Origin of the sequence: Burkholderia sp. F1 (genome assembly GCF_050813845.1) — a bacterium.
GTDB lineage: Bacteria > Pseudomonadota > Gammaproteobacteria > Burkholderiales > Burkholderiaceae > Burkholderia > Burkholderia ubonensis.
In genome coordinates this window covers 931,923-957,891 of record NZ_CP172422.1, presented here as the reverse complement: position 1 = coordinate 957,891, position 25,969 = coordinate 931,923, and the positions used below count along the sequence as shown (strand labels likewise).

Sequence of the window (25,969 nt, the reverse complement as noted above, 5' to 3'; positions counted from 1 at the left end):
ACCGGCACGCGCCGCGCGCACGGTCGCGCGGCGCGTGCGGCCAACACTCAGGAGACACGTGATGGAAGCATTCGACCTGGTCGTCCGCACCCTGCCCGCGATGGCAATAGGCGCGGCCCTCACTCTGAAGTTCGCGGTGGCGTCGATGGCGCTCGGCCTGCTCGCGGGGCTCGCGATCGCGGTGATGCGCATCGGCAGCAACCGGCTCGCGGCCGGCCTCGCGCAGGGCTACGTGAGCGTGATGCGCGGCACGCCCCTGCTCGTGCAGATGTTCGTCGTCTACTACGGGCTGCCCGACCTCGGCATCACGCTCGACCCGACGTCGGCCGGCATCTTCACGCTGACGCTCAATGCGGCCGCGTACCTGTCGGAGAGCATGCGCGGCGCGATCCTCGGCATCGGCCGCGGGCAATGGGCGGCTGCGCACAGCCTCGGCCTCACGCACGTGCAGACGCTGCGCCACGTGATCTGCCCGCAGGCGCTGCGCCTTGCGGTGCCGAGCCTGGGCAACACGCTGATCAGCCTGATCAAGGACACGTCGCTCGTCTCCGTGATCACCGTGACCGAACTGCTGCGCTCGACGCAGGAAGCGATCGCCGCGACGTTCCAGCCGCTGCCGCTCTATCTCGCGGCCGCCGCGATCTACTGGGTGCTGAGCACGCTGCTCACGCGGCTGCAGATCCGCGTCGAAACCCGTCTCGCGCTGCCGACCGCGCATTGAGCGCGCGGGCCCTTCCCTCGACCAGAACGACGGACAGAACATGATTACGCTCGACAACGTTTCAAAGTGGTACGGCAAGCATCAGGTGCTCGCGGATTGCAGCGCGGCGGTATCGAAAGGCGAAGTGGTCGTCGTGTGCGGGCCGTCGGGCTCCGGCAAGTCGACGCTGATCAAGACGATCAACGGCCTCGAGCCGTTCCAGCAAGGCAGCATCACCGTCGACGGCACGCGGCTCGGCGATCCGGCGGTGAAGCTCGCGCAGCTGCGCGCGCGGGTCGGCATGGTGTTCCAGCACTTCGAGCTGTTTCCGCACCTGTCGATCATCGACAACCTGACACTCGCGCAGGTCAAGGTGCTCGGCCGCCGCAAGGACGAAGCGACCGACAACGGCGTGAAGCTGCTCGACCGCGTCGGCCTGAAGGCGCACGCGCACAAGTATCCGGGGCAACTCTCCGGCGGACAGCAGCAGCGCGTCGCGATCGCCCGGGCGCTGTCGATGAACCCGGTCGCGATGCTGTTCGACGAGCCGACCTCCGCGCTCGACCCCGAGATGATCAACGAAGTGCTCGACGTGATGGTCGAGCTCGCGCGCGACGGCATGACGATGGTGTGCGTCACGCACGAGATGGGTTTCGCAAGGAAGGTCGCGCATCGCGTGATCTTCATGGACCAGGGCGCGGTCGTCGAGGACGCGGCCAGCGACGCGTTCTTCCATGCGCCGCGCTCGGAACGCGCACGCGACTTCCTCGACAAGATCCTGCACTGACCGCGCGGCGGCTGCGCCGCCGCTGCGAACCGATCGACCCAATCACAAAAAGGACGACGCCTTGACGACCCTGCATTCGACCGACACCGTACTCGCCCATGAAGGCCGCTCGCACGGCCAGCCCGGTGCGCCCGTGAACCCGCCCGTGTACCGGCAGTCCACGCTGCTGTTCCATGACACCGATGCGCTCGACGCCGTGCGCGGCACGCCGCTCGCGTACGGCCGCCACGGCAGCCCGACCACGCGCGCGCTCGAGAAGGCGCTCGCGCGTCTCGAAGGCGCGCATGCCGCATTGCTCACGCCGAGCGGGCTCAGCGCGATCACCACCGCGCTGCTCGCCGTGCTGAACCCGGGCGACCATCTGCTGATGACGGACTCCGTCTACGACCCGACCCGTTCGTTCTGCGACGAAACGCTTGCGCGCCTCGGCATCGGGACGACCTTCTACGACCCGCGGCTCGGCGCGGACATCGCGTCGCTGATGCGGCCGAACACGCGCGCGGTCTTCACCGAATCGCCCGGCTCGCTGACCTTCGAGGTGCAGGACATCCCGGCGATCAGCCGCGTCGCGCACCGGCACGGCGCGGTGGTGCTGCTCGACAACACCTGGGGCACGCCGCTGAATTTCCGCTCGTTCGCGCATGGCGTCGACGTGTCGATCCACGCGGCGACGAAATACATCGCCGGGCATTCCGACGTGCTGATGGGCGCGATCCTCGCGACCGAGGCGCTGGCGCCGAAGATCACGCGCTGCTACCGGCAGCTCGGCATGACCGTCAGCGGCGACGACGCGTATCTCGCGCTGCGCGGCCTGCGCACGCTGTCGGTGCGGCTCGAGCGGCATCAACGCACTGCGCACGCGCTGACCGCGTGGCTCGCGAAGCAGCCCGAAGTCGCAACGATCCTCTATCCGGCACGGCCGGGCGATTCGGGCCATGCGCTCTGGCAGCGCGATTTCACGGGCGCATGCGGGCTGTTCGGCGTGGTGCTGCATCCGCAGGCCGCCGACGCGATGCGCGCGATGCTCGACGGGATGACCTGCTTCGGCATGGGCTACAGCTGGGGCGGCTTCGAGAGCCTGATCATCCCGGCCAGCCCGGCTCGCCACCGCACGGCGACGCGCTGGCCGTGGGACGGCCCGCTGCTGCGGATTCACGCGGGCCTCGAGCATCCCGACGACCTGATCGCGGATCTCGACGCGGCCTTCGCGCGCCTGCGCGCGGCCGCGCTCGCGGAAGCCTGACGTAGCCGCGCTGCGGCACGCGCGTCGCACGGGCCGCAGCGCATCGGAGTTTCTTCAACGTTCGACCCCAACCTTAGCGAGGCAAGCATGAAAGACACGCTGTTCATCCTGCGTCCCGGTTTCTTCAAGGACACCTGCGGCCCGTTCTACTGCGGCGATTCCGTTGCCGTCGAAGGGCTGCTGAGTTTCTTCCCGCAATTGCGCGACGCGGTCGACGTCGAGTACGTCGACGCGCCGCGGCCGCGCCAGCCGATCGTCGCGCTGATCGGCGAGGACAACCAGTCGGCGCCCGTGCTCGTGCTCGGGCAGGCCCGGGCGCCGAAGGATGACGCGATCGAGGTGAAGGAAAGCAACGGCCGGCGCTTCATCGACGCGCCGGCGGAGATTCGGCGGTATCTGTCGTCGCAGTACGGGGTCGCGCATGTCGCGTGACACGGCGCGCATCGCGTCATGACGCGCTGACCGATGTACACGGTCACGGGCTTCGCGCGCCGCAAGGTTCGCGGAGTCCGTGCGGTCGGCATCGGTGCATGCGTCACCCCGCCCGGCGCACCGGCATCCCTCGCGAGAAATACTTCGCCCCGGCCACGCACCCGACGACGATCACGGTCACCGCGATCATCGCCGTCGGCACCGGTTCGTGCAGCAACCCGGCAGCGAGCACGAGTCCGAAGAACGGCTGCAGCAGCTGCAACTGGCCGACGCCCGCGATGCCGCCGAGCGCGAGCCCGCGATACCAGAACACGAAGCCGATCAGCATGCTGAACAGCGACACGTACGCGAGCCCCCACAGCGCACCGGCATCGACGCCGTCGAACGACGCGGGCCGCGTGATCCACGCGAGCGGCAGCATCACCGGCAGCGACAGCACGAGCGCCCACGAGATCACCTGCCAGCCGCCGAGATGCCGCGACAGGCGCGCCCCTTCCGCATAGCCGAGCCCGCACGCGACGATCGACGCGAACATCAGCGCGTCGCCGACCGGCGATGCCTCGCCGCCGTTGCGCAGCGCGAACGCGGCAACCGCGCCGCTGCCGATGAGCGAGAAAACCCAGAACGGCAGCCGCGGCCGCTCGCCGCCGCGCCACACGCCGAACAGCGCGGTCGCGAGCGGCAGCAGCCCGACGAACACGATCGCGTGGGCCGATGTCACGTGCCGCAGCGCGAGCGCCGTCAGCAGCGGGAAGCCGACCACCACGCCAAGCGCGACGACCGCCAGCGACACGGCTTCGCCGCGCGTCGGCCGCCGCTGCTTCAACGCGACGAGCAGCAGCAGGCCGAGCGCCCCGGCGATCGTCGCGCGCGCGAACGTCAGGAACATCGGATCGAGCCCCTGCACCGCGACCCGCGTCGCGGGCAGCGAGCCGCTGAAGATGATGACGCCCAGCAGGCCGCTGAGCCAGCCGTCGGTGGACTTTTGCACGGAGTTTCCTGATCGAAGGTGAATGCCCGATGATCCGCCCGCCGCCAAAAGCGCGTAAGCTACAGCGCAATACAATTCCACCAAACTGTACTGGACAAACGTCCGTACAGTTCATGCCTTCCGCTATGAACCTCATCGATCGGGACCAGGCCCCGCCCGCGCCGTCGCGCACGCGCGTGGAAACCGTGATGGACACGCTGCGCGCGCGGATTGCGAGCCGCGCGCTGATGCCCGGCGCGCGGGTGCCGTCGATCCGGATGATGGCCGACTCGCTGCAGGTGTCGAAGTCGACTGTCGTCGACGCGTACGAGCGGCTCGCCGGCGAAGGCGTGCTGGTCGCGCGGCGCGGGTCGGGCTTCTACGTGTCGGGCCACGCGCCGCCGCTTGCGCTCGCGGATCTCGGGCCGCGCCTCGATCGCGAGCTCGATCCGCTGTGGCTGTCGCGCCAGTCGCTCGAAGCGGCCCCGACGACCGTGAAGCCCGGCTGCGGCTGGCTGCCGTCGTCGTGGCTGCCGGACGAGAGCCTGCGCCGCGCGCTGCGCGCCGTGTCGCGCGACGAGCCCGACGCGCTCACCGACTACGCGACGCCGCTCGGCCTGCCCGCGCTGCGCCAGCAGCTCGCGTGGCGGCTCGCGCAGCACGGGGTCCATGCGGAACCCGCGCAGATCATGCTGACCGACGGCGGCACGCACGCGCTCGATCTCGTGTGCCGCCTGCTGCTGGAGCCGGGCGACACGGTCGTGCTCGACGATCCGTGCTACTTCAACTTCCAGGCGCTGCTGCGCGCGCACCGCGCGCGGATCGTCAGCGTCCCGTACACGCCGAACGGCCCCGATCTCGCGCGTTTCGAGCAGACGCTCGTCGAGCAACGGCCGCGCCTTTACATCACGAACGCGGCGCTGCACAACCCGACCGGCGCGACGCTCGCGCCGCCCGTCGCGCACCGGCTGCTGACGCTCGCGACCGAGCACGACCTGCTGATCGTCGAGGACGACATCTTCGCGGACTTCGAGAGCACGCCCGCGCCGCGGCTCGCGGCGTTCGACGGGCTGTCGCGCGTCGTGTCGATCGGCAGTTTCTCGAAGACGCTGTCGGCCGCGATCCGCTGCGGCTACGTCGCCGCGCGCCCCGAATGGATCGACGCGCTCGTCGACCTGAAGCTCGCGACATCGTTCGGCAATGCGCAGATCGGCGCGAACGTCGTGCACCGGCTGCTCGTCGACGGCACGTACCGGCGCCATCTGGACGGCCTGCGCGCGCGCCTCGCGGACGCGATGGGCGACACGATCCGGCGCCTCGCGCGCGCCGGGCTCGGGATCTGGACGGAGCCGCGCGGCGGCCTGTTCGTGTGGGCGCAGTTGCCGGACGGACTCGACGCCGCGCGCGTCGCGCGCCACGCGCTCGACCACGACGTCGTGCTCGCCCCCGGCAACGTGTTCAGCGCGTCGCGCAGCGCGACGTCGTTCCTGCGCTTCAACGTGTCGCGCTGCAAGGGGCCGGCGGTGTTCGATGCGCTGGCGCGCGCGATGGAGGCGACGCGGCGCGATGAATGCGCGGCGGCGCCGGACGCCAGGGATCGCGCGCTGGTGCGCGACCAGTGACCTATGACAGCTCGCAGAAACGGAGCCGGTTGCCGAACGGATCGGTGATCTGCATCTGCCGGCCCCAGTCGAGCGTCTCGACGCCGGGCCGCGCGTACGCGTAGTTTTTCGCGAGCAGCTCCCGATGCAGCGCGTCGATGTCGTTGACCGGCACGAAGGTCGCCGAGCCGGGCGTGCTGTCGCCGTGGTGCTCGCTCAGGTGGAGCAGCACCGAATCGCGCTTGATCTGCGCGTAGAGCGGCAGCCCCGGTTCGAAGCGATGCTCCCAGTCGAGCGTGAAACCGAGGTAGTCCAGATAGAAGCTGTACGCCTTCTCGATCGAGAAGATGCGCAGGATGGGAATGGCGTGAATCAACGGCATCGTTCGGGCCTCGTGATGGGAGGGTCGGGCCGGCGGCGGCATGGGTGGCCATGATAACGCGCCGGGGTGCCGGTTCAGCCGGTTCTCCCGAGCCTGATGCCGCATTCAGTTTTGACCACACGAAAAATCATACTCATCCCATGGACAGCTAGGCGGTCGTCGATGGACAGCTCTCGAAATCGATTCATTCGAAAACTGCCGAGCCGATGAATGGAAGCATTCCTCATTTCCGCCTCCGAAACAGTCCGGCTTATGGCAGAAGCTCTACAAGCCTGATGAAACGGGGATGACATCTTGAATTCAAGTAGCGCCGGCGCACATGAGGATGAAGACTGGATCCTCGCAGGAACCGGGTATACGAACACGATCCCGGGATCGATACACGAAATCGCACTCGACCTGGCGCCTATTTGCCCAAACAGGTCGAATCGAGCGTTTCGGAAATTGATCGTGCGGCTACGCGATGCCGCGACACCACTGATTCAGGATCGAATTCGCGGCCTTGCAGCGTAGGATCAGGATGAACAAGAACGAGTCAAGACGTGGTTCGGGCGATCTGACGATACCGTACGACATACGCTGATGGCCGGATTGCCCAAGCTTCTTCAGGTCATGCAGGAGTTGAAGCCGGAGAACGTCATCAGGTGGGGTGAACAGAAGCAAAGGAACATCACGTGCACCGTCTTTCCCGGCAACGGGATCACGGATGCCTCGGTATGCAAGCCGGATTCACACAGGCGAATCATCGCCATCTATCCGCATTTCTGCACGCTCCCGGATGCGCGACTGTCCACCAATTGCAAGTTGAAAGTGTTGATCCATGAATGTACGCACCATGTCGACACTTTCGACTTCGAACGACGAAGTCTATGGTTTCGGCACCGGGCTGAAATACTGGGCGCTGGAACATCAAGACCTGGCAATCGGCAACGCAGACAGTCTCGCCTGCCATGTTTCGTTCTTTGACGACAGGGTCCTGTGGTGAAACCTCGCTCAATCCTTGCCGGCGCGACACTTTGTCTGTGCCTCGCGTTTCCGCCGATGTCCATCGCATGCACCATTTCGGAAGATCTGCTGGACAGTGTTCCACTCGATTCCGTCGAGATACCGAACGCAGATCGCATAAAGATCGCGGAAATGGTCATAAGAGCCCGTCAATGGCCCGACGCGGAGATTCGCGGCATCATCTCCGCAGGGGCATACATTGGCGAGAAGAATCCGCAGGCACTCGCGCGAGAACGTGCAGCGCGCTTGAAGGACTACCTGATCCAACTCGGGATCAAAGAGAAAAACATCTGGTCGGATACCCGCACTATTTCCAAGTCCTACCCGAGAGACAGCGCGGGGTACGAAGGCTACCTTCAAATCGGACTGACGCCTGTTCCGATTTGCGAAGGGGGGATGCAAACGCCTTTGCGACGATCCCCGCGTCACACCCGCATCCGAGGCAATTCAGTGACACGGCCCGCCATCCGGTCAGGCAGTCATCCGGAACCGCAATTGGCGAGGCGGCGCAAAAAACCACGCCGCCCCGCCCTTCACGTCACACCTCCCCCGCGTGCGCCCTCTCCCGCACCTCGGCCAGCGACACATCGACCAGCAACCGTCCCGTATCGAACACCGTCTCGAGCGCGTCGTCCCATTCGCTTTCGATCGCACGATCATCCCACGCGAGCGGCAGCGTCGCGCTCCGGTACTCGCCGGTACGGCGATTGCGCAGCAGCGTGAGCCGCCCCTTCTTCGACCGCTTGCCCTGATCGGTGACGGGATCCTTGCAGACCTCGCGCCACACGCCGCCGCGCCGGATCGCCGAGCACTTCATCGCGAAGCGCTGCGTGTCGCGGTTCACCTGCTGCAGCAGCGCGCCGCCCATCCCGAACACGACGTTGCCGGCCGCATAGCCCGCGTCGTCGAGCGCGGTCAGGATCGCCTCGATCGAATTCGCGTCGACGCCGTCGCCCTGGATCACGCGCACGTGGTTCAGCACGCGCCGGCCCTTGCCGTTGAGCGTCGAGCCGAACGACGCGTCGAGCGCGCGCACGGTCTGCAGGACGATCGTCACCGGGTCGCCGGAATCGGGCCGCACGACGAGCGTCGCGCCCGAGTCGGTCACGGCCTGCTTCAGCTCGCCGCCCCACAGGTCGAGCGCGGCGAACAAATCGTAGGAATCCGATACGACCGACACGATCGCGCCCGGCAGGCCGAAGCGGCGCAGCATGTTCCGGTACGCATCGGCCTCGCCTTCGCGACCCCACGACGTGATCGTGCTGTGCTCGGCCGCCGGCACCGAATAGGCGGCCATCGGCTCGCGGTAGAAGCGGTTCGCGGCGAGCACGCCGAGCACCGTATCCGAGCCCATGAAGCTGACGAGGTGCGCGGCGCCGCCGATCGCCGCCGATTCCGCGCTCGACACGCCACGCGCGCCGAAGTCGTGCAGCTTGAACGGCAGTTGCGCGAGATCGTCGTCGGTCTTCTCGAGGAAGCGGCGGATCGTCTGCCGCAGGTGCCAGCTCTGCGTCGCGACCGTCACCGGATACCACACGCGCAGCAGCATCGTCTCCAGGTACGACGCGAGCCAGAACACCTGCGGGTCGTCGCATTCGACGGTCATCAGCACGTTGTGCGTCGGCACGACCGAGCCCTCCGGCACCGCGCGGATCTTCACCGGCAGGTAGCCGTCGTAGCGCTCGACGATGTAGCGCCAGCCGGCTTCGTTGAACGGCTCGCCGTGCACCGTGAAGAAATCGCGCGCGTCGTCGATCATCGCGTGCGTGACCGGCATGCACAGATATTCCTTCAGCAGCATCTGCAGGCCGAAGAACAGCGTGCGCTCATAGCGGCCGCCGCGCGATTCGACGTACGAGAACATCGCGGTCGCGTCGGCCGGGTATTGCAGGAAGTGGGATGCCTTGTACGAATCCGTGTTGAGGATCGGATTGGCGAGAACCGCGGCAAAGCCGCCGAGATCGTTTTGCATGGCTAGAGCTCCTCTAGGCCGTTGAGATGCCGCCGCGTCTGTCGCGACGGACCGGAATGCGGGGAATCAGCGGATCACAGCTTCCCCAGGAAGTGATAGGCGATATCGAAGTGATCCTCGAACATCACGCTGCGCATCTGCGCGAACTCGTTGAGCGGCACCCAGCGCGCCTTGTCGGCGTCGTCGCTGCCCTTCACGCGCGGCAGCTCGCCGGTCGGGAAGTTGAACAGGCATGCGTGCGTGATCGTGCGGCCGCGCAGCGAGCGGGTCGGATGATCGAACACCTGGCGATCCTTCAGCGAGCCGCGCAGCACGGGCTCGGGCAGCTTCAGGCCGGTTTCCTCGCGCAGCTCGCGGATGCACGCGGTATCGAGCCGTTCGTCCTGGTTCACGAAGCCGCCCGGCAGCGCCCACAGGCCGCGGCCGGGCTCGCTGCGCCGGCGCACGAGCAGGATGTGGCCGGAATGCACGACGACCGCGTCGACGGTCACGAACGTGACCGGATACGGCGCCGCCGCCCACGCCTTGCGATACGCGGCAATGAACTCGGCTTCCGCCTTCAGTTGCGCGAATTCCGGCTGCGTGCGGAACCGCTCGAGCCAGCCGAACACGGGCTCGGGCACAGCCCATTGCACGAAGCTGTTGGGGCGTTCCGCGAAATACTGGTCGCGGATTTCGGTGGCGGAGATGTCTTCCGTCGCATCGGCCTCGACCAGCTCCCATTGCGGGAACATCCGCAGGTAATACGACGTGGCGTCCTTCTCGTGGCCGATCAGCCCGACCTTCTTGTGCGCGACGTCGCCGAGCGCGGACGCGACGGCATCCTGCACCCAGCGCACCCAGTCGCCGTCGTTGTACGTCGAGTCCTGCACGGGGGCGACCGTCACGCGGTCGCGCTCGGACGCGTCGAGCAGCGAGGCCAGCATCTGGCGGCGCTCGTCGAACGAGAACGGATCCTTGATGGTGCGGGGCTTGTCGGTCGACCCGATCAGCACGCAGACGCGCTCGGCCCGGCTCAGTGCCGACTTCAGCACGTTCAGGTGGCCACGATGCGGAGGCTGGAAACGACCAATGAAGACAAGCGCGTCGAAGCGCCTGGTGTGTTGCGTACTCATGAGGCTCCCTCAAGAGATTGAAACGCTTCGGGTCTGTCCCGAAGGCATGGAACGGATCGTAGGCTTTTTTTTGAGATGCGTCAATCGAACGCATGCTCGACTTGACGATACGAGACGGAAATCGCGAGACTGGCGCGCTACACTCGTGCGACTTCATCCGAACCTGCGAGGACGCGCCCCTATCATGCGGATCTCAGTCAGCCGCACCGTCGGCGTCGATCGCAGACGCCTCTTCACGTGGTCGCAGGATTACGGGCGGCGGCTCGTGTGGGACAGCTTCCTCACCGACGCGTACCTGCTCGACGACATGACGGCCGACGTCGGCATCGACGCGTTCTACCGCAGCACCACGGGCGCGACGATGGTGTCGCGCTACATCTCGTACCAGCCGCCGCAGGTCGTGGCGGCCGAGATGGTCGACGGCCCGAAGGTGCTCGCGCGCTTCAGCGGCAGCTGGAACTTCACCGAGCGTACGCCGGGCACGACCGACGTGAAGTTCACGTACCACTTCCGCGCGCGGCCGGCCTGGCTGCGCTGGCTCGTCGAGCCGCTGATCGGCGCGTTCTATCTCGTGCAGACGCGCAGGCGGCTCGATGCGTTCAAGCGCTGGGCCGAGGCGGAGGCCGCGCCGCGTTGACAGCGGCGGAAACCGGCCGGACACTTCAACGCCATCCGGTTCGCCGATTTCCCCATGACGAGGACGAGTACGTGTTCAGCTTCCGTTACCTTTATCTCGCGGTTGTCGCGATGAGCCTCGCGCTGTCCGCGCATGCCGCCGGCATCGACTGTTCCGCCGCGAAGACGCGCACCGACCGCCTGATCTGCGGCGACAAGGCGCTCGTGTCGGCTGACAGCGCACTGGCGAGCGCCTACGACGCAACCGTCGACGCCGCCGCCGACCCGCGCGCAGTGATCCAGTCGCAGCGCGCGTGGCTCAAGCAGCGCGATGCGTGCGGCGACGCGGCGTGCATTGCCGCCGCGTATCGCGACCGCGTGGCCGCGCTGAAACAGGTAAAGCCGGCGGGCTGGAAAACCTATCGCGATCCGGCGCTCGGAATCTCGTTCGAGTACCTCGCGAACCGGCAGGTGAAGAAACCTTGCCCGGTGCTCGGCGGCGAGCGCTGCGTCGCGATCGTCGGCCGCAACATGACGAACAGCGACTATTTCATCGCGTTCGAGATGGTCGACGGCGCGCTCGAGCCGGTCGCGGAAAAGGAAGCCGGGTTCGAGCGGCAGGACGACGGCAAATGGATGTCGACGTTCGGCCGCGGCATCCCCCAGGAAGTCGAGCGCTTCTCGGGCCCGGGCTGGCGCGGCATGCGCGCGACGATCACGTGCGGCATCAGCGATCCGGAAACCGGCTTCCATGCGGCGGGCGGCGAATGCTACTGGGCCGTGCTGAGCAACGGCAAGCGCGCGGCCGTCGCGAATACGCAAGGAATCGTCGGTACGGACGACGCGACGCTGCATAGCGTCTCGACGTTCCGGTTCGACCGCTGACGCGAACCGCAGGGCGACGCGCCGCTCATTCCCCGCCGCGCGCCACCTGCTGCCGGACCTCCGCCCGCGCGCCGAGCGCGGCCGCGATCGCATCGACCGCATCGGCCGCGCGCGCCGCGCCGCACATGAACGCGTCGACCGCGGCAAACCCGTGCTCGGGCCACGTATGAATCGTGATGTGCGATTCGGCGAGCAGCACGACGCCCGTCACGCCATGCTCGCCGCCGAAATGATGGAAATGCGCGCCGATCACGCGCGCGCCCGCGCGTCGCGCCGCGTCGGTCAGCACCGCCTCGAGCCGCGCGGCGTCGCGCAGCAGCGTCGCATCGATGCCGCCGAGATCGGCCAGCACGTGCGAGCCGAGCGTCGCGCGCGGCGCGGCGATTGCATCGCCCGCCGTCATTTGTGCGACCCGTACGACGAGTAGCCGCTGCGGGCCGACGAACTGCCCCACCCGCTCGTTCCACCGCCGCCGCCCGGCGGCGAGCAGCTGAACAAGGTCACGACAATCGTCGCGTAGATGCCGTACAGGATGTACTTGGTCACGACTCGCCTCCATCCGACGCGAATCCCCTCCACACCCATTCGGGCAGCCACAGGACGAACAGGCCGACCAGCACGTACACCGTGCGGCCGTTGAACGCGAACAGCGCCTCGAAGTTGAGGAATACGAGCAGCGCGCTGAACAGGATCGGCAACGGCGCGAAACTATGCGGGCGCTTGCCTTTCGCTTCGGCATCCGCACGCTTCGCGGCCGCCTTCGCAGCCGTCGCGCCGCCGGCCGCGAGCGCCGGCACGCCGAAGCGCTCGGCAAGCTTGCCGGCCGAAATCCGCTGCGCGCGCGACCAGACGATCTCGTTCGCGCTGCGCTCCATCGTCAGCTTGTCGTTCTGCCAGCCGTAGTCGACGATCGACGTGCGATCGCCGACCTGCACGCGCCAGTTGAACGCGCCGACCACGTACACGACTTCCGACGCATACGCGTCGCGCTTGCGGTAGGTCTTTCCTTCGTCGGTGACTTCGGTGTCGTCGCCGATCGTCGGCCAGTGGTCGAGCACGCTGACGCGCTCCCAGCGCCCTTCGCTCTGCACGAGCCACAGAAGGCCGCGCTTCGGATGCAGCAGCAGGTACTCGTCCCACGTTTCGTTGTCACCCGGCACCTTGCAGCGCATCATGCCGATCACCGTGTACTTCGCGCCGTCGAACGTGCCGGCCGCACCGAGCTCCAGCGCGCCCTTCACCGCGTCGAGCTCGCGCTGCTTCGCGAACACGGTCTGCTGCTCGGCCGTGCACTGCACGCCCGCATGGCACGCGCCGCACACGACGTAGTCGGCGACGTTCGGCGCATACGACAGCGGCGCGCCGCAGCTCGGGCACGCGAACGCCTGCATCTGCGCGCCGCGCGGCTCCCGCGTGTCGGCTTCGACCTCGCGCAGCCCGGTGAACGCAAGCGCGTCGAACGTCATCGCTTCGCCGGCGTACAGCGCCGGACGGCCGTCGCCGCCCGCGTCCGAGTAGTCGAACGTCGCGAACGCGCTGCCGGTTCGCAGGTCGGCGACGCGCGCTTCCCAGCCGGCGTCGACGCGGAACGGCAACTCGCCGTCGCCGCCCGTGCAGCGCGCGGCGCGCACGTCCGACACCAGGTAGTGCAAGCCGCCGTGATTGATCTGCATGCCCGGCTGCAACGCATTGAAGGCGGGCCAGGAACCGAGTGCGTCGTCGGGCTGGCGGACCGTGATCGCATACTGGCCGGACGCATCCGACAGCCAGCCGAACGCGCCGTCGTCGAACACGACATACCATTCGCTCCACGCGCCGGCGTCGTAGGTCAGCTCGATCCGGCCGAGCACGGTGAACGCGCGCTTGCCGTAACGGCCGGCGGCGCCGATCTGCACCGGCGACGCGTCGTCGACCACCGCGGCCAGCTCGCCGATCCGCTCGACGTCGGCGCCGCGCTTGAGCAGCGTGCTGCGGCAGAACGCGCAGACGGCCATCACCGCCGCCGCCGAGCGGAACGTGACCGGCGCGCCGCACTGGGGGCACGAAGTGCTGAACATGCGGGACGCTTATTGAGTGAGTTTCGCGAGGATCTCCGCCTTCGCGCGCGCGTATTCGTCGTCGGTCACGAGCCCCTTGTCGTGCAGCGCCTTGAGCTGCTCGAGACGCTGCACGTAATCGACACCGGCCGCGACACCGGCCGGCGGTTGGGCGGCGGCGGCCGGTTGCGCGCTGCCGGCGATCTGGCCTGCCATTGCCTGCCCGATCGCCGCGCCGGCCGCGAGGCCCGCGCCGACGCCGGCGATGCCGCCGGGGTTCTGCGCGGCGAGCGGAATCGCCTGCGCGGTCTGGTATTGCGTCGCGCGGCCGAGGTCGCCCGCCACGCTCGCGCCGATCCGCAGGTCGAGCGCCTTCTGCAGCTCGGCCGGCAGCGACACGCTCTCGACCACGAACGCGTCGAGCGCGAGACCGTAGCGCGTGAACGCCAGCACCAGCGCTTCGGCAACCCGGTGCGACAGCTGCATCTGGTTCGCGGCCATGTCGACGAACGCGACGTCCGCCGAGCCGAACGCGGTGCTCATCGCGGTCACGACGAGGTTGCGCAATTGCTGCTCGAGATCGTCGACCGTGAATTGCGCGCGCGTGCCGCTGATCTCGCGGTGGAACGCGAGCGGGTCGACGATCCGGTACGAGTAGATGCCGAACGCGCGCAGCTGCACGATGCCGAATTCGCGGTCGCGGATCGTCACCGGTTGCGCGGTGCCCCAGCGGCGGCCGAGCTGCAGCCGCGTGCTGAAGAAATAGACGTCGGACTTGAAAGGCGACTGAAAGAGCTTGTCCCAGTTCTGCAGGTACGTGAGCACCGGCAGCGTCTGGGTCGTCAGCGTATGGAGGCCCGGCTGGAACACGTCGGCGACCTTCCCTTCGTTGACGAACACCGCGACCTGCGACTCGCGCACGGTCAGCTGCCCGCCGTAGCGGATTTCCATGTCCTGCATCGGATAGCGCCATGCGAGCACGCCGTCCGTGTCTTCCGTCCATTGCAGGACGTCGATGAATTGCTTGCGGATGAACGAACCGAAACTCATCAGGGTCTCCTCGAAACGCGCGCGGCGTCAGGTCAGGCAGGCGGCATTGATGATGCCGACGACCAGCGACGCGGTGCCCATCAGGCCGCCCATCGCGGCGTTGCGGTCCTCGATCGCGTGGTTCATGCCGGGCATCAGGCGGGTCAGCGCCACGTAGGTCAGCAGTTGCACGAGCATCGCGCCGATCGCCCACAGCACGACCGCGCCGAGCGTCGAGTTGTGCGCGATGCTGGACGCGAGCGTGAGGCAGAAGCCGACCAGCGCGCCGCCGAACGACAGCGTCGCGGCGACGTTGCCGTCGCGGATCAGCGCCAGTTCGTCGAACGGGGTGACCTTCAGGTACACTGCCGCGAACGCCAGGAGCAGCACGAACGCCGACAGCAAATGAACCGCATAAGAAAAGGCACTATTCATTCTTTCCCTCGGATTGTGTGCTCGGTTCGCCTGCCGGCGGGTGGCCGCCCCGCGAATGGCCGCCCCACAAAAATCCGCGCCAGTATATCCACATTGCCGACCCCGACACAACGGACGTCCCATGCTGCATAAGCGCGCGCTCGTCCTGTCGATCCTGGTGCTCGCGTCGTGCGGGCTCGGCTACGAACTGATCAGCAGCGCGCTGTCGAGCTACCTGCTCGGCGACTCGATCCTGCAGTTCTCGTCGGTGATCGGCTGCTACCTGTTCGCGATGGGCGTCGGCTCGTGGCTCGCGAAGTTCGTCGACGACGACGACGTGCTCGACCGCTTCGTCGACATCGAGCTGCTCGTCGGCCTGCTCGGCGGCGTGTCGGCCGCGCTGCTGTTCGCGGTGTTCGCATGGCTCGCGGCGCCGTTCCGCGCGGCGCTCTACGCGCTCGTGTTCGCGCTCGGCGTGCTGATCGGGATGGAGATCCCGCTCGTGATGCGCGCGTTCCAGCAGCGGCGCCAGGCATTCCGCCATACCGTCAGCGAAGTGCTCAGCTTCGACTATCTCGGCTCGCTCGCGGTGTCGCTGATCTTCCCGCTCGTGCTCGCGCCGCGCCTCGGCCTGCTGCGCACGAGCTTCCTGTTCGGGATCCTGAACGCGCTCGTCGCGCTGTGGACGATGCACCTGTTCCGCGACGAGATCCGCCGGGTGCGCGCCAAGCAGATGCGCGCGTCGCTCGTGATCGGGCTGCTCGCCGCCGGCTTCGCGCTGTCGGGACAAATCACGCACTGGGCCGAGCACGGCGTGTACGGCGACGAGACGATCTACGCGGAAACCACGCCGTACCAGCGGATCGTGCTGACGCAATGGCGCGACGACATGCGGCTCTACCTGAACGGCAATCTGCAGTTCTCGTCGCGCGACGAGCATCGCTATCACGAGGCGCTGATCCACCCGACACTCGACGCGCTGCCGTGGGCGAAGCGCGTGCTCGTGCTCGGCGGCGGCGACGGTCTCGCGGTGCGCGAGCTGCTCAAGCACCGCAACCTCGAGCAGATCACCCTCGTCGACCTCGACCCGGCGATGACGCGGCTGTTCGCGACGTCCGCGCCGCTCGTGAAGCTGAACCAGGGTTCGCTGAAGGACCCGCGCGTGCACGTGATCAACGACGACGCGGTGCGCTGGCTCGAAGCGAGCGCCGACGTATACGACGCGATCGTCGTCGACTTCCCCGACCCGACCAACTTCGGCCTCGGCCGCCTCTATTCGGTGCCGGTGTTCCGGCTGCTCGCGCGGCACCTGTCCGAGAACGGCTATGCGGTGATCCAGTCGACGTCGCCGTATTTCGCGCCGCACGCGTACTGGACGATCATCGCGACGCTGCACGAGGCGGGCCTCAATACGTGGCCATACCACTGCTACGTGCCGTCGTTCGGCGACTGGGGCTTCGTGATCGCCGGCAAGCGCCGCGACTTCACGGTGCCGACGCACTACTCGGTGCCGACGCGCTGGCTCGACGCGCAGACGGCCGCCGAGATGTTCCACTTCCCGGCCGACATGCCGGCGCTGCCGATGTCGCCGAACGAACTCAACGACCAGCCGCTCGTGCGCCGCTTCGACGACGACTGGAAACACGTGCTGCGCTGATGGACCGCCGCACGTTCGTCGCCGCGTCGGCCGCCGCGTCGCTTGCGGCCTGCGGCCGGCTCGGCTGGATCGAGACGACGCCGCGCATCGACCATCCGGGCATGCGCGAAGGCCACGCGCTGCGCGATCATGCGGCGCTGCCGCCGCCATCCGGCACGCTCGACACCGACGTCGCGATCCTCGGCGCGGGCGCGGCCGGCCTGTCGTGCGCATGGCAGCTCGCGCGCGCCGGGCATCGCCGCTTCACGGTGCTCGCCGGCCCGGAATTCGGCGGCAATGCGGCCGGCGGCCGCTTCGGCGAGCTCGGCTATCCGAAGGGCGCGCACTACCTGCCGCTGCCGTCGCGCGAATCCACGCATCTGCGCGACATGCTCGCCGATCTCGGCGTGATCGAAGCCGCGCCGTTCGCCGCGCGGCCGGACTACGACGAACGCGCGATCGTGCACGCGCCCGACGAGCGGCTCTACATCGCGGGCCAGTGGCAGGACGGGCTCGTGCCGACCATCGGCATCGGCCAGGACGAACTCGCGCAGCAGGCGCGCTTCTTCGCGTACACCGACACGCTGCGCACCGCGCGCGGCAACGACGGCCGCAAGGCGTTCTGCATTCCGCTCGCCGAATCGTCGCGCGATCCGCGCTGGCGCGCGCTCGACACGCGTTCGTTCCGGCAGTGGCTGCTCGACGAAGGCTATACGGCGCGCTCGCTGCACTGGTATCTGAACTACTGCTGCCGCGACGACTACGGCGCGGGCTACGAGCACGTGTCCGCGTGGGCCGGGCTGCATTACTTCTCGTCACGCGCCGGCCATGCGAGCGATGCCGGCGACGGCGCGGTGCTGACCTGGCCCGACGGACTGCACACGATGGTGACGAAGCTGTCCGATTCGATCGCCGCGCGCACCGGCTCGCACGACTGGTCGCAGGCCGGCTTCGCGGTCCGCGCGACCGAGCGCGCGGGCGGCGTCGACGTGCTGTGCGCGCGCGTCGACGACGGCGCGCTGACCACCTTCACGCTGAGGGCGCGGCGCGTCGTCTGCGCGATGCCGCTGTTCGTCGCCGCGCGCGTGTTCCCGCAGCTGCGCGAATACGGCTTCGAGCCCGCGCGCGACCTGCCGCCGCGCGCGCCGTGGCTCGTGTCCAACTTCCTGCTCGACGGGATGCCGGACGAGGCCGCCGGCGTGCCGCTCGCGTGGGACAACGTCGTCTATGGCGGCGCGGGGCTCGGCTACGTCGTATCGACGCATCAGTTGATCCGGCTGTCGCCGCCGACGCGCTCGGTGTTTTCCGCATACCAGGCGCTGAGCACGCGCACGCCCGACGACACGCGCCGCTGGCTCGCCGCGGCGAAGCCGGACGAGCTGCGCGACCAGGCGGCGACCGACCTGCGCGCGGTGTACGGGCGCGCGCTGTGGAAGCACGCGAGCGCGCTCGAGATCACCGTGCGCGGCCACGCGATGGCGACGCCCGACGTCGGGTTCCTGAGCCGGCCGGGGCTGCTCGCGCTGCGCGACGCCGACGGGCCGGTCGTGTTCGCGCATGCGGACCTGTCGGGGATGTCGCTGTTCGAGGAGGCATCGTACTGGGGCATGCGCGCCGCGCAGCGCGTGCTCGCGTAACGGACGCCGCCGCGTGCTTTACAACCCGCTTTCAACCGGCCCGGCACCCGCGGTTTTATCATCGCGGGGCGGCCGGCAGCCGCTATAATCGCGCCACATTCCGACTGCATCATGCAGGCCGACGGCAGCGCGCCGCTTCGTCGAGCGCAGCCGCATTCACGCGACAACAACAATGAACCGAACCGTCCAACGCCTTCGCCCGTTCGCGGGCGCCGCCGCGCGCGCGCTCGCCTGCGCGGCCCTGCTCGGCATGCCGCTCGCGCTGCGCGCCGCAGGCGCCGCGCCGGCCGCCAACGCACACGCTCCGTATATCGTGATCGACACCGGCCACACGCTGGCGCGCCCCGGCTCGACCGGCGCGAGCGGCCGCGTCGAATACCTGTACAACCTCGACCTGTCGAGCGCCATTGCCAAGCGGCTGGGCGACGACGGCGACCGCGTGCTGCGCACGGCCGCGGACGGCCGCGAGATCAAGCTGGACCAGCGCTCGACACAGGCGCCCGATGCCAACCTGTTCGTGTCGATCCATCACGACTCGATGCAGCAGCAATTCATCGACGCCGGCCGGCAGCGCGAATTCCGCGGCTTCTCGGTGTTCGTGTCGGAGCGCAATCCGCATTACGAACAGAGCCTGCGCTGCGCGAAGGCGATTGCCGGGAAGCTCGTCGCGGCAGGCGAGACGCCGTCGCTCTATCACGCGCAGCCGATCCGCGGCGAGAACCGCCCGCTGATCGACCCGCGGCTCGGCATCCACCGCTTCGACGATCTCGTCGTGCTGCGCACCGCGCCGATTCCGGCCGTGCTCGTCGAAGCCGGCGTGATCGTCAATCCCGACGAAGAGAAGCGGCTCGCGCAGCACGACACGATCCAGCGCCTGTCCGCCGCGATCGCGGGCGGCATCGAGGCGTGCACCGCGCCCGAATGACGACGCGGCGCGCGTGCGTCACCGGTTTTTACCCAGCCAGGAGCATCAACATGAACAAGAATCTGCTCGCCGCATCCTGCGCGCTGTTCGCGCTTGCCGTCCCGTTCGCCGCGCACGCGGCCGGCTGCGCGAAGCCGCGCGGCGCATTCGACCAGGTGTACTGCAGCAGCACGCAGTTCTCGCAGCTCGACCGCGAGCTGAACGACCAGTACGGCCGCCTGCGCAAGCAGTTGAGCGGCGACCAGCAGGCGTCGTTGAAGTCGGGCCAGCTCGCGTGGCTGAAGCAGCGCGACGACAAGTGCAGCACGACGCGCGACGACGGGTATTACGTGAACCTCGAGTGCGCGATCGACATGACGCAGTCGCGCCTGTCGTTCCTGCGCGAGCGCGATCGCGAATGTTCGAGCACGGGGTGCGTGGCGTCGAAGATCGGGCAGTAAGACTTTTAGCGCAATCCTCGGGACCGGAGTCCGCACGCCAGCGATTCCGGTATCCCTTGCGCGCTCCAAACGCACGATCCAAGGCCAATGCACACACTCATGCACAACGGCGCCGCCCCCATCGGCGTGTTCGATTCGGGCCTGGGCGGATTGTCGGTTGTCGAGGCGATCCGTCAGCGGCTTCCAGGCGAAGCCATCCTGTATATCGCGGACTCCAGGTACGCACCCTATGGCCCAAAGTCCGATGCGTTCATCCGGGCGCGCAGCCGGGCGCTCGCAGAATGGCTGGTGCAAAACGGCGCGAAAATGCTGGTGATTGCATGCAACACGGCAACGACACACGCAATCTCGGATCTCCGAAGTCAGTTCGCGATCCCGATCATCGGCGTGGAGCCCGGGATCAAGCCGGCCGTGCAGACCTCGGCATCCAAAGTCGTCGGCGTGCTCGCGACAGCCGCAACGCTGCGCAGCCAAAGAATGCAGGCGCTGCTGTCGGAAAACGATCACGCTTGCCGTTTTGTGTGTCGGGCGGGGCATGGCCTCGTGGAACGCATTGAACAAGGCGAAGCCACGGGATCGACCGTCGAGGCGCTGCTCGAGGAATACCTGACGCCGATGATCGACGCAGGCGCGGATACGCTCGTGCTGGGCTCGACGCACTATGCGTTGCTCATACCGGGCATTCGACGGGTCTTTGGCTCCCAATTCCGCTTGATCGAGACCGCGACCGCAATCGCACGGCGGGTCGACCATCAGCTTGCCGAGTTCCGGCTGCACGACGATGCGAATCCCGCCAACGCGCCCCTGCAATTGTGCTCGACCGCAACCTCGGCAGAGCAACGGGCGCCCTTGGCCAAACTCGCTCAGGGGCTTGCGCTGGCCGGCCACCGGGTGGCCGCCATCGACATCGAGACAAGCTGAGCGATCATCCGGCCCGCGTCACAGAAACCACCGATACTCCCGCGCCCCGATCTCGTTCATGAAATCGATCTGCTCCTGCCGCTTGTTCTCGCAGTAAACCATCACGAACTCGCCGCCGAGCCCTTCACGCACGGCGGAATGCGCCTGCATCGCGGCGACCGCCGACAGCATGCCCTTCGGGAAATCGATGCCGCTGCCGCGATCGTCGTTGAGCGGCGCGATCGGCTCCTTGCCCGCGTCGAGCCCGTATTCCATCCCGGCCAGGATGGCCGCCAGCACGAGATACGGATTCGCGTCCGCGCTCGCGAGGCGATGCTCGATCCGCAGGTTGTCCGCATCCGATTCGGGAATCCGGATGCACGCGTCGCGATCCTCGAATCCCCAGCTCGCGCGGCTCGCCGCGTTCACCATCGACCCGTAGCGCCGGAACGCGTTGTGGTTCGGCGCGAACACCGGCATGCAGTGCGGCAGCAGCGCGAGGCAGCCCGCGACCGCATGGCGCAGCGCGCGCTGCCCGTGCGCCGCTAGCAGGTTGCGCCCCGCTTCGTCGTACAGGCTCACGTGCACGTGCATGCCGCTGCCCGGCGCATGCAGGTACGGCTTGCCCATGAAGCTCGCACGATAGCCGTGCCGCAGCGCGACGCCGCGCGTGCTGCGGCAGAACAGCGCCGACCAGTCCGCCGCGCACAGCGCGTCGTCGGTGTGGCCGAAGTTGATCTCGAACTGGCCGGGCCCGAGCTCGGCGGTGATCACCGTCGCATCGACGCCCTGCTCGCACGCCGCCTCGACCATCTCGTGCAGCACGTCGGAGAACCGCGACAGCCGCTCGATATGCATGTTCGGCTGATCGTCGCGGTCGTCGCTCAGGCGGTCGCGCGGATACTGCGGCAGGCCGTCCTCGAGCTGCGCGGCGAACAGGTAGAACTCGAGCTCGAACGCGACGACCGGGCGAATCCCCCGCTTCGCGAAGCGCCGCAGCACGCGCGCGAGCACTTCGCGCGGCTCGAACTCGATCGGCGCGTCGGTGCCGTCGGAGCTGATCAGCATCTGCGCGAGCGGCTGGCTTTCCCAGCGCACCCGCTTCAGCGTGCCGGGAATCAGCCGGCGCGGCGCGTCCGGGTCGCCGTCGTTGAAGCAGTAGTCGCCGATCTTGTACAGGCCGCCCTGGGTGCCGAGCAGCACGCAGTTCTGCGGCAGCTTCAGCAGCGAGCCCGATGCGACCTTCTCGAGCGCGTCGATCGGATAGCGCTTGCCGTAGAAGTGGCCGGGCAGGTCCAGGCAGATCAGGTCGACATAGCGGATCTCGGGGTGCGCGTGGCGGAATGCACGGACTTCATCGACCAGCGCGGAAACGACGTCAGCCATGATTCATCCTTTCGTTCGAGTGTGACGATGCCGCGTTGCGGCGAACCGGGGTCGAACGGCCTGCGCAGCGCCGCACGCCCCCATCGATCAGTACGTCAAACAATGTGCTTCGAACGCGGCATGCCGCCGCGACGACGGCTCAGGTGAACACCCAGATGACCCGCGTGGGCTGGTCAGTCAGGTTCGCGTAGCGGAACCGCTTGTGGGCCGGCAGCTGGAACGCATCGTTCGGGCCGAGCGTGACGGGCGTGTCGTCGCCGTCGAGCCAGATCGTCAGTTCGCCTTCGAGCACGAAGCCGCCCTGCTCGTCGCTGTCGTCGACGGGCCGGTCGCCGCTGCTCGCGCCCGGCGCGAGATGGCTCTCGAGCACCGAGAAGCGCGCGCGCATGCTCGGCGACACGAGGATGTCCGTGATGCCGGCCGCGTAGTACACCGTGCGGCGCTCGCCGGGCCGCGTAACCCACGGCACGGAGCGCGGCTTGTCCAGGCTGTAGAAGTACGTGGTCGGCACGCCGAGCGCCTCGCCGATCGCCGTCAGGTCCGCGACGGTCGGACGCGACAGCCCTCGCTCGACCTGCGACAGGAAGCCGACCGAGCGGCCGATCCGGTCGGCCAGCTCGTTCAGCGTGACCTTGCGGTGCTTGCGCAGATCGCGGATCAGGATCGCGAGGCTTTCGATTTCTTCCTGTTCGTTCATCGTGGGTTCCGGAGAAAGTCAGACGGTGTCGCGCAGCCGGTACCAGGCCTTGCCGATCGCCTCCAGCGGCGCGGCGAACCGGCCGCCGCCGGGAAAGCGCGGGTTGCGGATGCGCTGGTACAGCGCGAGGAGCCGGTCGTCGCCGAGCACCGCGTCGGCGACGGCGCGCGCGCCCGCGAGCGTCGGCAGCACGCCGTGGCCGGAAAACCCCTGCAGCCAGTAGCGCTGCCCGCGCCGGCCGAGGTCCGGCGTGCGGCGCATGCTGATGTCGATGTGGCCGCCCCAGGCGTAGTCGAGCGGCACGCCGCGCAGCAGCGGAAACACGCGTTCGAGGTGCGGTCGCGTCGCCGCCGCGATGTCCGCGGGGATGCCGCCGAGATAGGTGCAGCCGCCGCCGAACAGCAGGCGTGCGTCGGGGCTCAGGCGGAAGTAGTCGGGCACGAACTGGTTGTCGATCACGCAGCTGTGGCGCGGCAGCAGCGAGCGCGCAAGCTCCGGATCGAGCGGCGCGGTCGCGACCTGGTAGGTGCCGACCGGCAGCAGCCGGCGCGACAGATCGCCATCGAGCCGGTCGACGTACGCGTTGCACGCGAGCACCAGCACATCCGCGCGCGCTTCGCCGGCGGCGGTGCGCGCGACGTAGCCGCCGGCCGTCTCGCTCAAGTCGAGCACGCGGCTCTGCTCGAAGATGCGCCCGCCGGCTCGCTCGATCGTCTGCGCGAGACCGAGCGCGAGTTTCAGCGGATTCAGGTGCCCGGCCTCGGGGTCGTAGAGCGCCGCCAGATAGCGCGCGCTGCCGATCCATTCGGGCATCTCGGCTTGCGGAATCACGCGCAGCCGGTCGTAGCCCCAGCGCTCGGCCGCTTCGTCGCGCGCCTGCGCGAGCATCGCGACGCGGCGCGGCCGCACCGCCGCCCACAGGCTGCCCGGCCGGTAATCGATGTCGAAGCCGTGGCGCGCCGGCAAGTCGCGCACCTCGGCCGCGGCCCAGCGCATGCTGTCCCACAGCGCGCGTGCGCCGTCGCGGCCGAGCGCATCCTCGAGCGGCGGCATGTCGCACGACCAGCCGAGCAGCGCCTGCCCGCCGTTGCGGCCCGACGCCGCCCACCCGACCCGGCTCGCTTCGAGCATCACGACGCGCTTGCCCGCGAGCGCCAGGCGCAGCGCCGTGTGCAGCCCGCTGAAGCCGGCGCCGACGACCAGCACGTCGGCGTCGACACGCGTATCCAGCACCGGGCGAACCGGGATCGGCGCCGGGTGCGTGCCGGCGTAGTAGCTTGCGACGTGGCGGTCCGATTGCAGGAACATGCGCGCTCCCATGAAATTTCCGTTGAGAAATTTCATGAAAAACTAGCATGACAATTTCACGGGAGCAAGCGCGCGGTTGTTGTGGTCCTTGTAGCCCGACGAGCTGAAGTTGCGCTCCGTTCGTGTGGTTTCAGCGGGAGTGAACCGCACCGGAAACCTGCACGCACAATGGCGGCCGTGCACGCATTCATGCGTGACGGCGCACCCTTGCTAGCTCGCGCATTCCGACACCACCGGGCCGTCGCTACCCGTGTAGACAAATCCGTCCGATATCCATTGATTCGATTCGAGTCGATACCAAAGCCGGGTGACGCCCCAGTTGCCATCCACCGGGTCACCGTACTTGTAGCAAGCGAGCTGCACGGTGCGCCCATTCTCGATCGAACCGACAATCGCTGCCGACAAAGAAGGCGCGCTGCGCAGATTCGCCTGATTCGGTGCCTGTACACGTGCACTGACGGGCGGTGACGGGTCGACCGGACCGCCGGAATCTTCGCCTCCGTAGTTGACAAGCCATGCCTGCGGGGAGACGCGCCGCTGATTGCGAACGGCGTATCCGGAGTACGGTTCGGCGCCCGCGAAAAATTGCCAGCCCCCGATCGTCATCCCATTGATCGGAACGTCATTGCCATCCTTGCTCACCGAGAAGTGAACATGCGGCCCCGTCGTTTGTCCGCCACATGGCAGCCCGTTTCCGACGCTGCCGAGATAATCGCCCTGACGGACACGCGTGCCGCTATTGAGCGACGTCAGCTGGACCATGTGGTAATAGGTGGTCGCATATCCATTGTCGTGAACCAGCTTGACAATTGCACTCCCGTTTCGCTCGCAGCTCTTGTAAAGATAGCCGTCCCGAGACGCCAGCACGCGACCGTTGCCTCCCGAGAAATCGAGGGAGTTATACGGCCTGCTTTGTCCGGACCAGCCGTGCGCTCCGCCCGTCCAATACCATCCGGCATTCAGTTGCCACGGCAACGCAAGGCCCGGTTGCGGCAATGCCGCCGGCCGTGGTGCAAACGAGCGTCTTACCGCCAGGTTTTTCCGTTCCTCGGCAGCGAGCAGCGTTGATGGCGCCGAGTTGAGTAATTCTCCAAACTTGCTGCCGCCCTCGACACCGGCGATCCATCGGCCACTCACGTTGCGCGCAAGGAATAGCTTCGTGACGGGATCGACGGATTCGTCTTCGCGCAGGATTTGGGTAGCAGCGCCAAATACCCACCCGGAAACTTCATCTGTTTTCAATGCCTCAACCAGGTTGCTGCCCGACTGGGCCGGCAGCATCAACTTTCCACCCGATCGGGATTCAAGCGCCTGCTCGATCGAGCGTTGCAACGACGCATCGATGGGCGCCGCATGGACGATTTTGACGAGGCAGGCTGCGACGAGCTGAATTCCGATGAGGCATTTGATCGATTTCGATGCATGACGACCGGCGAAATTACGCATATGCAAATCCCCCATATCGACGCCCCTCAGACAATCAATAAATTGAAATAAAATTAAAATCCATTCTCGATTGGCAATTCTCTTTTTTTGCCGCGCATAGCACCACCAGCCTAACCCGGGCGAAATCAAATTGAAAGGTCATTGTGGATTTTTCTGGAAAATAACTCCATTGCAATTCTATATTTACCTAATTATTCACAAACACGTCTTCCATTAATCTTTCCTGAATTGGATCGCACCGACAATCGTGGAGGCCGGTTGGCTCAACGCAACCGTCCAGCGCAGGCCGTCTTGACGCTCGGAGCCGGAGCGGGTCACCCCCTTGGCCGCTGAACCGCCTCCCCCTTGTTGCAGAGACGAAACGTCTTTCGAGCGGATCGCCGCGCAATCGATCATGGATGAAACATT

Annotated in this window: 26 protein-coding genes; 13 read left to right on the top strand and 13 right to left on the bottom strand. The window is 67.4% G+C overall.

Annotated features, from left to right (window positions below):
* Positions 1-61: 61 nt before the first annotated feature.
* The 4 genes from ACFIMZ_RS23360 (at position 62) to ACFIMZ_RS23345 (ending at position 3,162) form a co-directional block, all read left to right on the top strand.
* A complete protein-coding gene (locus ACFIMZ_RS23360; protein ID WP_431824671.1) occupies positions 62-721 on the top strand; it encodes an amino acid ABC transporter permease in 660 nt (219 codons plus the stop codon).
* A gap of 40 nt (positions 722-761) precedes the next feature.
* Entirely contained in the window at positions 762-1,487 is a 726-nt protein-coding gene (locus ACFIMZ_RS23355; protein WP_174960902.1) for an amino acid ABC transporter ATP-binding protein, read from the top strand.
* Positions 1,488-1,548: 61 nt separating this feature from the next.
* Positions 1,549-2,730, top strand: coding sequence for a cystathionine beta-lyase (metC, locus tag ACFIMZ_RS23350; protein ID WP_431824670.1), 1,182 nt, complete (start codon positions 1,549-1,551; stop codon positions 2,728-2,730).
* Positions 2,731-2,817: 87 nt separating this feature from the next.
* Positions 2,818-3,162 carry a DUF3088 domain-containing protein gene (locus ACFIMZ_RS23345; RefSeq protein ID WP_431824669.1) on the top strand — a complete coding sequence of 115 codons (345 nt, stop codon included), beginning with the start codon at positions 2,818-2,820 and terminating at the stop codon, positions 3,160-3,162.
* A gap of 103 nt (positions 3,163-3,265) precedes the next feature.
* On the opposite strand, the gene ACFIMZ_RS23340 is transcribed toward ACFIMZ_RS23345, so the two are convergent.
* Positions 3,266-4,153, bottom strand: a complete 888-nt coding sequence (locus ACFIMZ_RS23340; protein WP_431824668.1) for a DMT family transporter — start codon at positions 4,151-4,153, stop codon at positions 3,266-3,268.
* 125 nt (positions 4,154-4,278) lie between these two features.
* Here ACFIMZ_RS23340 and ACFIMZ_RS23335 point away from each other — a divergent pair, with 125 nt between their 5' ends.
* Positions 4,279-5,754, top strand: coding sequence for a PLP-dependent aminotransferase family protein (locus ACFIMZ_RS23335; protein ID WP_431824667.1), 1,476 nt, complete (start codon positions 4,279-4,281; stop codon positions 5,752-5,754).
* Between the two features lies 1 nt (position 5,755).
* Here the strand turns inward: ACFIMZ_RS23335 and ACFIMZ_RS23330 are convergent, their stop codons facing one another.
* On the bottom strand, positions 5,756-6,115 hold the full coding sequence (locus ACFIMZ_RS23330; protein WP_431824666.1) for a glyoxalase superfamily protein: 360 nt from the start codon (positions 6,113-6,115) through the stop codon (positions 5,756-5,758).
* A gap of 820 nt (positions 6,116-6,935) precedes the next feature.
* Here ACFIMZ_RS23330 and ACFIMZ_RS23325 point away from each other — a divergent pair.
* On the top strand, positions 6,936-7,100 hold the full coding sequence (locus ACFIMZ_RS23325) for a hypothetical protein (protein WP_431824665.1): 165 nt from the start codon (positions 6,936-6,938) through the stop codon (positions 7,098-7,100).
* Positions 7,101-7,658: 558 nt separating this feature from the next.
* On the opposite strand, the gene ACFIMZ_RS23320 is transcribed toward ACFIMZ_RS23325, so the two are convergent.
* Together ACFIMZ_RS23320 and ACFIMZ_RS23315 are read right to left on the bottom strand one after the other, a co-directional pair.
* Positions 7,659-9,092 carry a nicotinate phosphoribosyltransferase gene (locus ACFIMZ_RS23320; protein WP_431824664.1) on the bottom strand — a complete coding sequence of 478 codons (1,434 nt, stop codon included), beginning with the start codon at positions 9,090-9,092 and terminating at the stop codon, positions 7,659-7,661.
* Between the two features lie 74 nt (positions 9,093-9,166).
* Positions 9,167-10,207 (bottom strand): bifunctional nicotinamide-nucleotide adenylyltransferase/Nudix hydroxylase, encoded by a 1,041-nt coding sequence (locus ACFIMZ_RS23315; RefSeq protein WP_431824663.1) that lies wholly within the window; start codon positions 10,205-10,207, stop codon positions 9,167-9,169.
* 184 nt (positions 10,208-10,391) lie between these two features.
* On the opposite strand from ACFIMZ_RS23315, the gene ACFIMZ_RS23310 reads away from it, so the two are divergent.
* Both ACFIMZ_RS23310 and ACFIMZ_RS23305 read left to right on the top strand, forming a co-directional pair.
* Positions 10,392-10,844, top strand: coding sequence for a type II toxin-antitoxin system RatA family toxin (locus tag ACFIMZ_RS23310; protein ID WP_431824662.1), 453 nt, complete (start codon positions 10,392-10,394; stop codon positions 10,842-10,844).
* Between the two features lie 71 nt (positions 10,845-10,915).
* Positions 10,916-11,707, top strand: a complete 792-nt coding sequence (locus tag ACFIMZ_RS23305) for a lysozyme inhibitor LprI family protein (RefSeq protein ID WP_431824661.1) — start codon at positions 10,916-10,918, stop codon at positions 11,705-11,707.
* Positions 11,708-11,732: 25 nt separating this feature from the next.
* Here ACFIMZ_RS23305 and speD read toward each other — a convergent pair whose 3' ends face one another.
* Genes speD through ACFIMZ_RS23280 form a run of 5 tightly spaced genes read right to left on the bottom strand, consistent with a single transcriptional unit; the run spans position 11,733 to position 15,207 of the window.
* Positions 11,733-12,110 carry an adenosylmethionine decarboxylase gene (speD, locus tag ACFIMZ_RS23300; protein ID WP_431824660.1) on the bottom strand — a complete coding sequence of 126 codons (378 nt, stop codon included), beginning with the start codon at positions 12,108-12,110 and terminating at the stop codon, positions 11,733-11,735.
* The gene (locus ACFIMZ_RS23295; protein WP_231716738.1) at positions 12,107-12,253 is read right to left on the bottom strand and encodes a hypothetical protein; all 147 of its coding nucleotides are present in this window, start codon (positions 12,251-12,253) and stop codon (positions 12,107-12,109) included. The genes speD and ACFIMZ_RS23295 overlap by 4 nt, the downstream gene beginning before the upstream one ends.
* Entirely contained in the window at positions 12,250-13,764 is a 1,515-nt protein-coding gene (locus ACFIMZ_RS23290) for a DUF4178 domain-containing protein (protein WP_431824659.1), read from the bottom strand. The genes ACFIMZ_RS23295 and ACFIMZ_RS23290 overlap by 4 nt, the downstream gene beginning before the upstream one ends.
* A gap of 9 nt (positions 13,765-13,773) precedes the next feature.
* Positions 13,774-14,793 (bottom strand): SPFH domain-containing protein, encoded by a 1,020-nt coding sequence (locus ACFIMZ_RS23285; RefSeq protein WP_431824658.1) that lies wholly within the window; start codon positions 14,791-14,793, stop codon positions 13,774-13,776.
* A 27-nt stretch (positions 14,794-14,820) separates the two neighbouring features.
* Positions 14,821-15,207 (bottom strand): DUF350 domain-containing protein, encoded by a 387-nt coding sequence (locus ACFIMZ_RS23280; RefSeq protein ID WP_084909236.1) that lies wholly within the window; start codon positions 15,205-15,207, stop codon positions 14,821-14,823.
* Positions 15,208-15,328: 121 nt separating this feature from the next.
* Here ACFIMZ_RS23280 and ACFIMZ_RS23275 point away from each other — a divergent pair, with 121 nt between their 5' ends.
* From ACFIMZ_RS23275 to murI, 5 genes are all read left to right on the top strand, one after another.
* Positions 15,329-16,843 carry a polyamine aminopropyltransferase gene (locus ACFIMZ_RS23275; RefSeq protein ID WP_431824657.1) on the top strand — a complete coding sequence of 505 codons (1,515 nt, stop codon included), beginning with the start codon at positions 15,329-15,331 and terminating at the stop codon, positions 16,841-16,843.
* Positions 16,843-18,459 (top strand): FAD-dependent oxidoreductase, encoded by a 1,617-nt coding sequence (locus tag ACFIMZ_RS23270; protein ID WP_431824656.1) that lies wholly within the window; start codon positions 16,843-16,845, stop codon positions 18,457-18,459. The genes ACFIMZ_RS23275 and ACFIMZ_RS23270 overlap by 1 nt, the downstream gene beginning before the upstream one ends.
* Positions 18,460-18,631: 172 nt before the next feature.
* Complete coding sequence (locus tag ACFIMZ_RS23265; protein WP_431824655.1) at positions 18,632-19,384, top strand: N-acetylmuramoyl-L-alanine amidase family protein; 753 nt, start codon at positions 18,632-18,634, stop codon at positions 19,382-19,384.
* Positions 19,385-19,434: 50 nt separating this feature from the next.
* A complete protein-coding gene (locus ACFIMZ_RS23260) occupies positions 19,435-19,824 on the top strand; it encodes a lysozyme inhibitor LprI family protein (RefSeq protein ID WP_431824654.1) in 390 nt (129 codons plus the stop codon).
* Positions 19,825-19,911: 87 nt separating this feature from the next.
* Entirely contained in the window at positions 19,912-20,745 is an 834-nt protein-coding gene (gene murI / locus ACFIMZ_RS23255; RefSeq protein ID WP_431824653.1) for a glutamate racemase, read from the top strand.
* Positions 20,746-20,763: 18 nt separating this feature from the next.
* On the opposite strand, the gene ACFIMZ_RS23250 is transcribed toward murI, so the two are convergent.
* The 4 genes from ACFIMZ_RS23250 to ACFIMZ_RS23235 form a co-directional block, all read right to left on the bottom strand.
* Positions 20,764-22,110 (bottom strand): glutamine synthetase family protein, encoded by a 1,347-nt coding sequence (locus ACFIMZ_RS23250; RefSeq protein ID WP_431824652.1) that lies wholly within the window; start codon positions 22,108-22,110, stop codon positions 20,764-20,766.
* A gap of 139 nt (positions 22,111-22,249) precedes the next feature.
* The gene (locus ACFIMZ_RS23245; protein WP_042588360.1) at positions 22,250-22,807 is read right to left on the bottom strand and encodes a helix-turn-helix domain-containing protein; all 558 of its coding nucleotides are present in this window, start codon (positions 22,805-22,807) and stop codon (positions 22,250-22,252) included.
* Between the two features lie 18 nt (positions 22,808-22,825).
* Entirely contained in the window at positions 22,826-24,115 is a 1,290-nt protein-coding gene (locus ACFIMZ_RS23240; RefSeq protein ID WP_431824651.1) for an NAD(P)/FAD-dependent oxidoreductase, read from the bottom strand.
* A gap of 210 nt (positions 24,116-24,325) precedes the next feature.
* Positions 24,326-25,561 carry a peptidoglycan DD-metalloendopeptidase family protein gene (locus ACFIMZ_RS23235; RefSeq protein ID WP_431825345.1) on the bottom strand — a complete coding sequence of 412 codons (1,236 nt, stop codon included), beginning with the start codon at positions 25,559-25,561 and terminating at the stop codon, positions 24,326-24,328.
* Between the last annotated feature and the right edge of the window lie 408 nt (positions 25,562-25,969).

Excerpts from the sequence above, each read along its gene's own strand:
- ACFIMZ_RS23330 (WP_431824666.1), bottom strand. The coding sequence starts at position 6,115 with ATGCCGTTGATTCACGCCATTCCCATCCTGCGCATCTTCTCGATCGAG.
- speD (WP_431824660.1), bottom strand. The coding sequence starts at position 12,110 with ATGACGGCGGGCGATGCAATCGCCGCGCCGCGCGCGACGCTCGGCTCG.
- ACFIMZ_RS23345 (WP_431824669.1), top strand. The coding sequence starts at position 2,818 with ATGAAAGACACGCTGTTCATCCTGCGTCCCGGTTTCTTCAAGGACACC.
- ACFIMZ_RS23310 (WP_431824662.1), top strand. The coding sequence starts at position 10,392 with ATGCGGATCTCAGTCAGCCGCACCGTCGGCGTCGATCGCAGACGCCTC.
- ACFIMZ_RS23325 (WP_431824665.1), top strand. The coding sequence starts at position 6,936 with ATGAATGTACGCACCATGTCGACACTTTCGACTTCGAACGACGAAGTC.
- ACFIMZ_RS23260 (WP_431824654.1), top strand. The coding sequence starts at position 19,435 with ATGAACAAGAATCTGCTCGCCGCATCCTGCGCGCTGTTCGCGCTTGCC.
- ACFIMZ_RS23335 (WP_431824667.1), top strand. The coding sequence starts at position 4,279 with ATGAACCTCATCGATCGGGACCAGGCCCCGCCCGCGCCGTCGCGCACG.
- ACFIMZ_RS23315 (WP_431824663.1), bottom strand. The coding sequence starts at position 10,207 with ATGAGTACGCAACACACCAGGCGCTTCGACGCGCTTGTCTTCATTGGT.
- murI (WP_431824653.1), top strand. The coding sequence starts at position 19,912 with ATGCACACACTCATGCACAACGGCGCCGCCCCCATCGGCGTGTTCGAT.
- ACFIMZ_RS23270 (WP_431824656.1), top strand. The coding sequence starts at position 16,843 with ATGGACCGCCGCACGTTCGTCGCCGCGTCGGCCGCCGCGTCGCTTGCG.
- ACFIMZ_RS23320 (WP_431824664.1), bottom strand. The coding sequence starts at position 9,092 with ATGCAAAACGATCTCGGCGGCTTTGCCGCGGTTCTCGCCAATCCGATC.
- ACFIMZ_RS23265 (WP_431824655.1), top strand. The coding sequence starts at position 18,632 with ATGAACCGAACCGTCCAACGCCTTCGCCCGTTCGCGGGCGCCGCCGCG.
- ACFIMZ_RS23240 (WP_431824651.1), bottom strand. The coding sequence starts at position 24,115 with ATGTTCCTGCAATCGGACCGCCACGTCGCAAGCTACTACGCCGGCACG.
- ACFIMZ_RS23355 (WP_174960902.1), top strand. The coding sequence starts at position 762 with ATGATTACGCTCGACAACGTTTCAAAGTGGTACGGCAAGCATCAGGTG.
- ACFIMZ_RS23290 (WP_431824659.1), bottom strand. The coding sequence starts at position 13,764 with ATGTTCAGCACTTCGTGCCCCCAGTGCGGCGCGCCGGTCACGTTCCGC.
- ACFIMZ_RS23245 (WP_042588360.1), bottom strand. The coding sequence starts at position 22,807 with ATGAACGAACAGGAAGAAATCGAAAGCCTCGCGATCCTGATCCGCGAT.
- ACFIMZ_RS23285 (WP_431824658.1), bottom strand. The coding sequence starts at position 14,793 with ATGAGTTTCGGTTCGTTCATCCGCAAGCAATTCATCGACGTCCTGCAA.
- ACFIMZ_RS23250 (WP_431824652.1), bottom strand. The coding sequence starts at position 22,110 with ATGGCTGACGTCGTTTCCGCGCTGGTCGATGAAGTCCGTGCATTCCGC.
- ACFIMZ_RS23280 (WP_084909236.1), bottom strand. The coding sequence starts at position 15,207 with ATGAATAGTGCCTTTTCTTATGCGGTTCATTTGCTGTCGGCGTTCGTG.
- ACFIMZ_RS23275 (WP_431824657.1), top strand. The coding sequence starts at position 15,329 with ATGCTGCATAAGCGCGCGCTCGTCCTGTCGATCCTGGTGCTCGCGTCG.
- ACFIMZ_RS23235 (WP_431825345.1), bottom strand. The coding sequence starts at position 25,561 with ATGCGTAATTTCGCCGGTCGTCATGCATCGAAATCGATCAAATGCCTC.
- ACFIMZ_RS23360 (WP_431824671.1), top strand. The coding sequence starts at position 62 with ATGGAAGCATTCGACCTGGTCGTCCGCACCCTGCCCGCGATGGCAATA.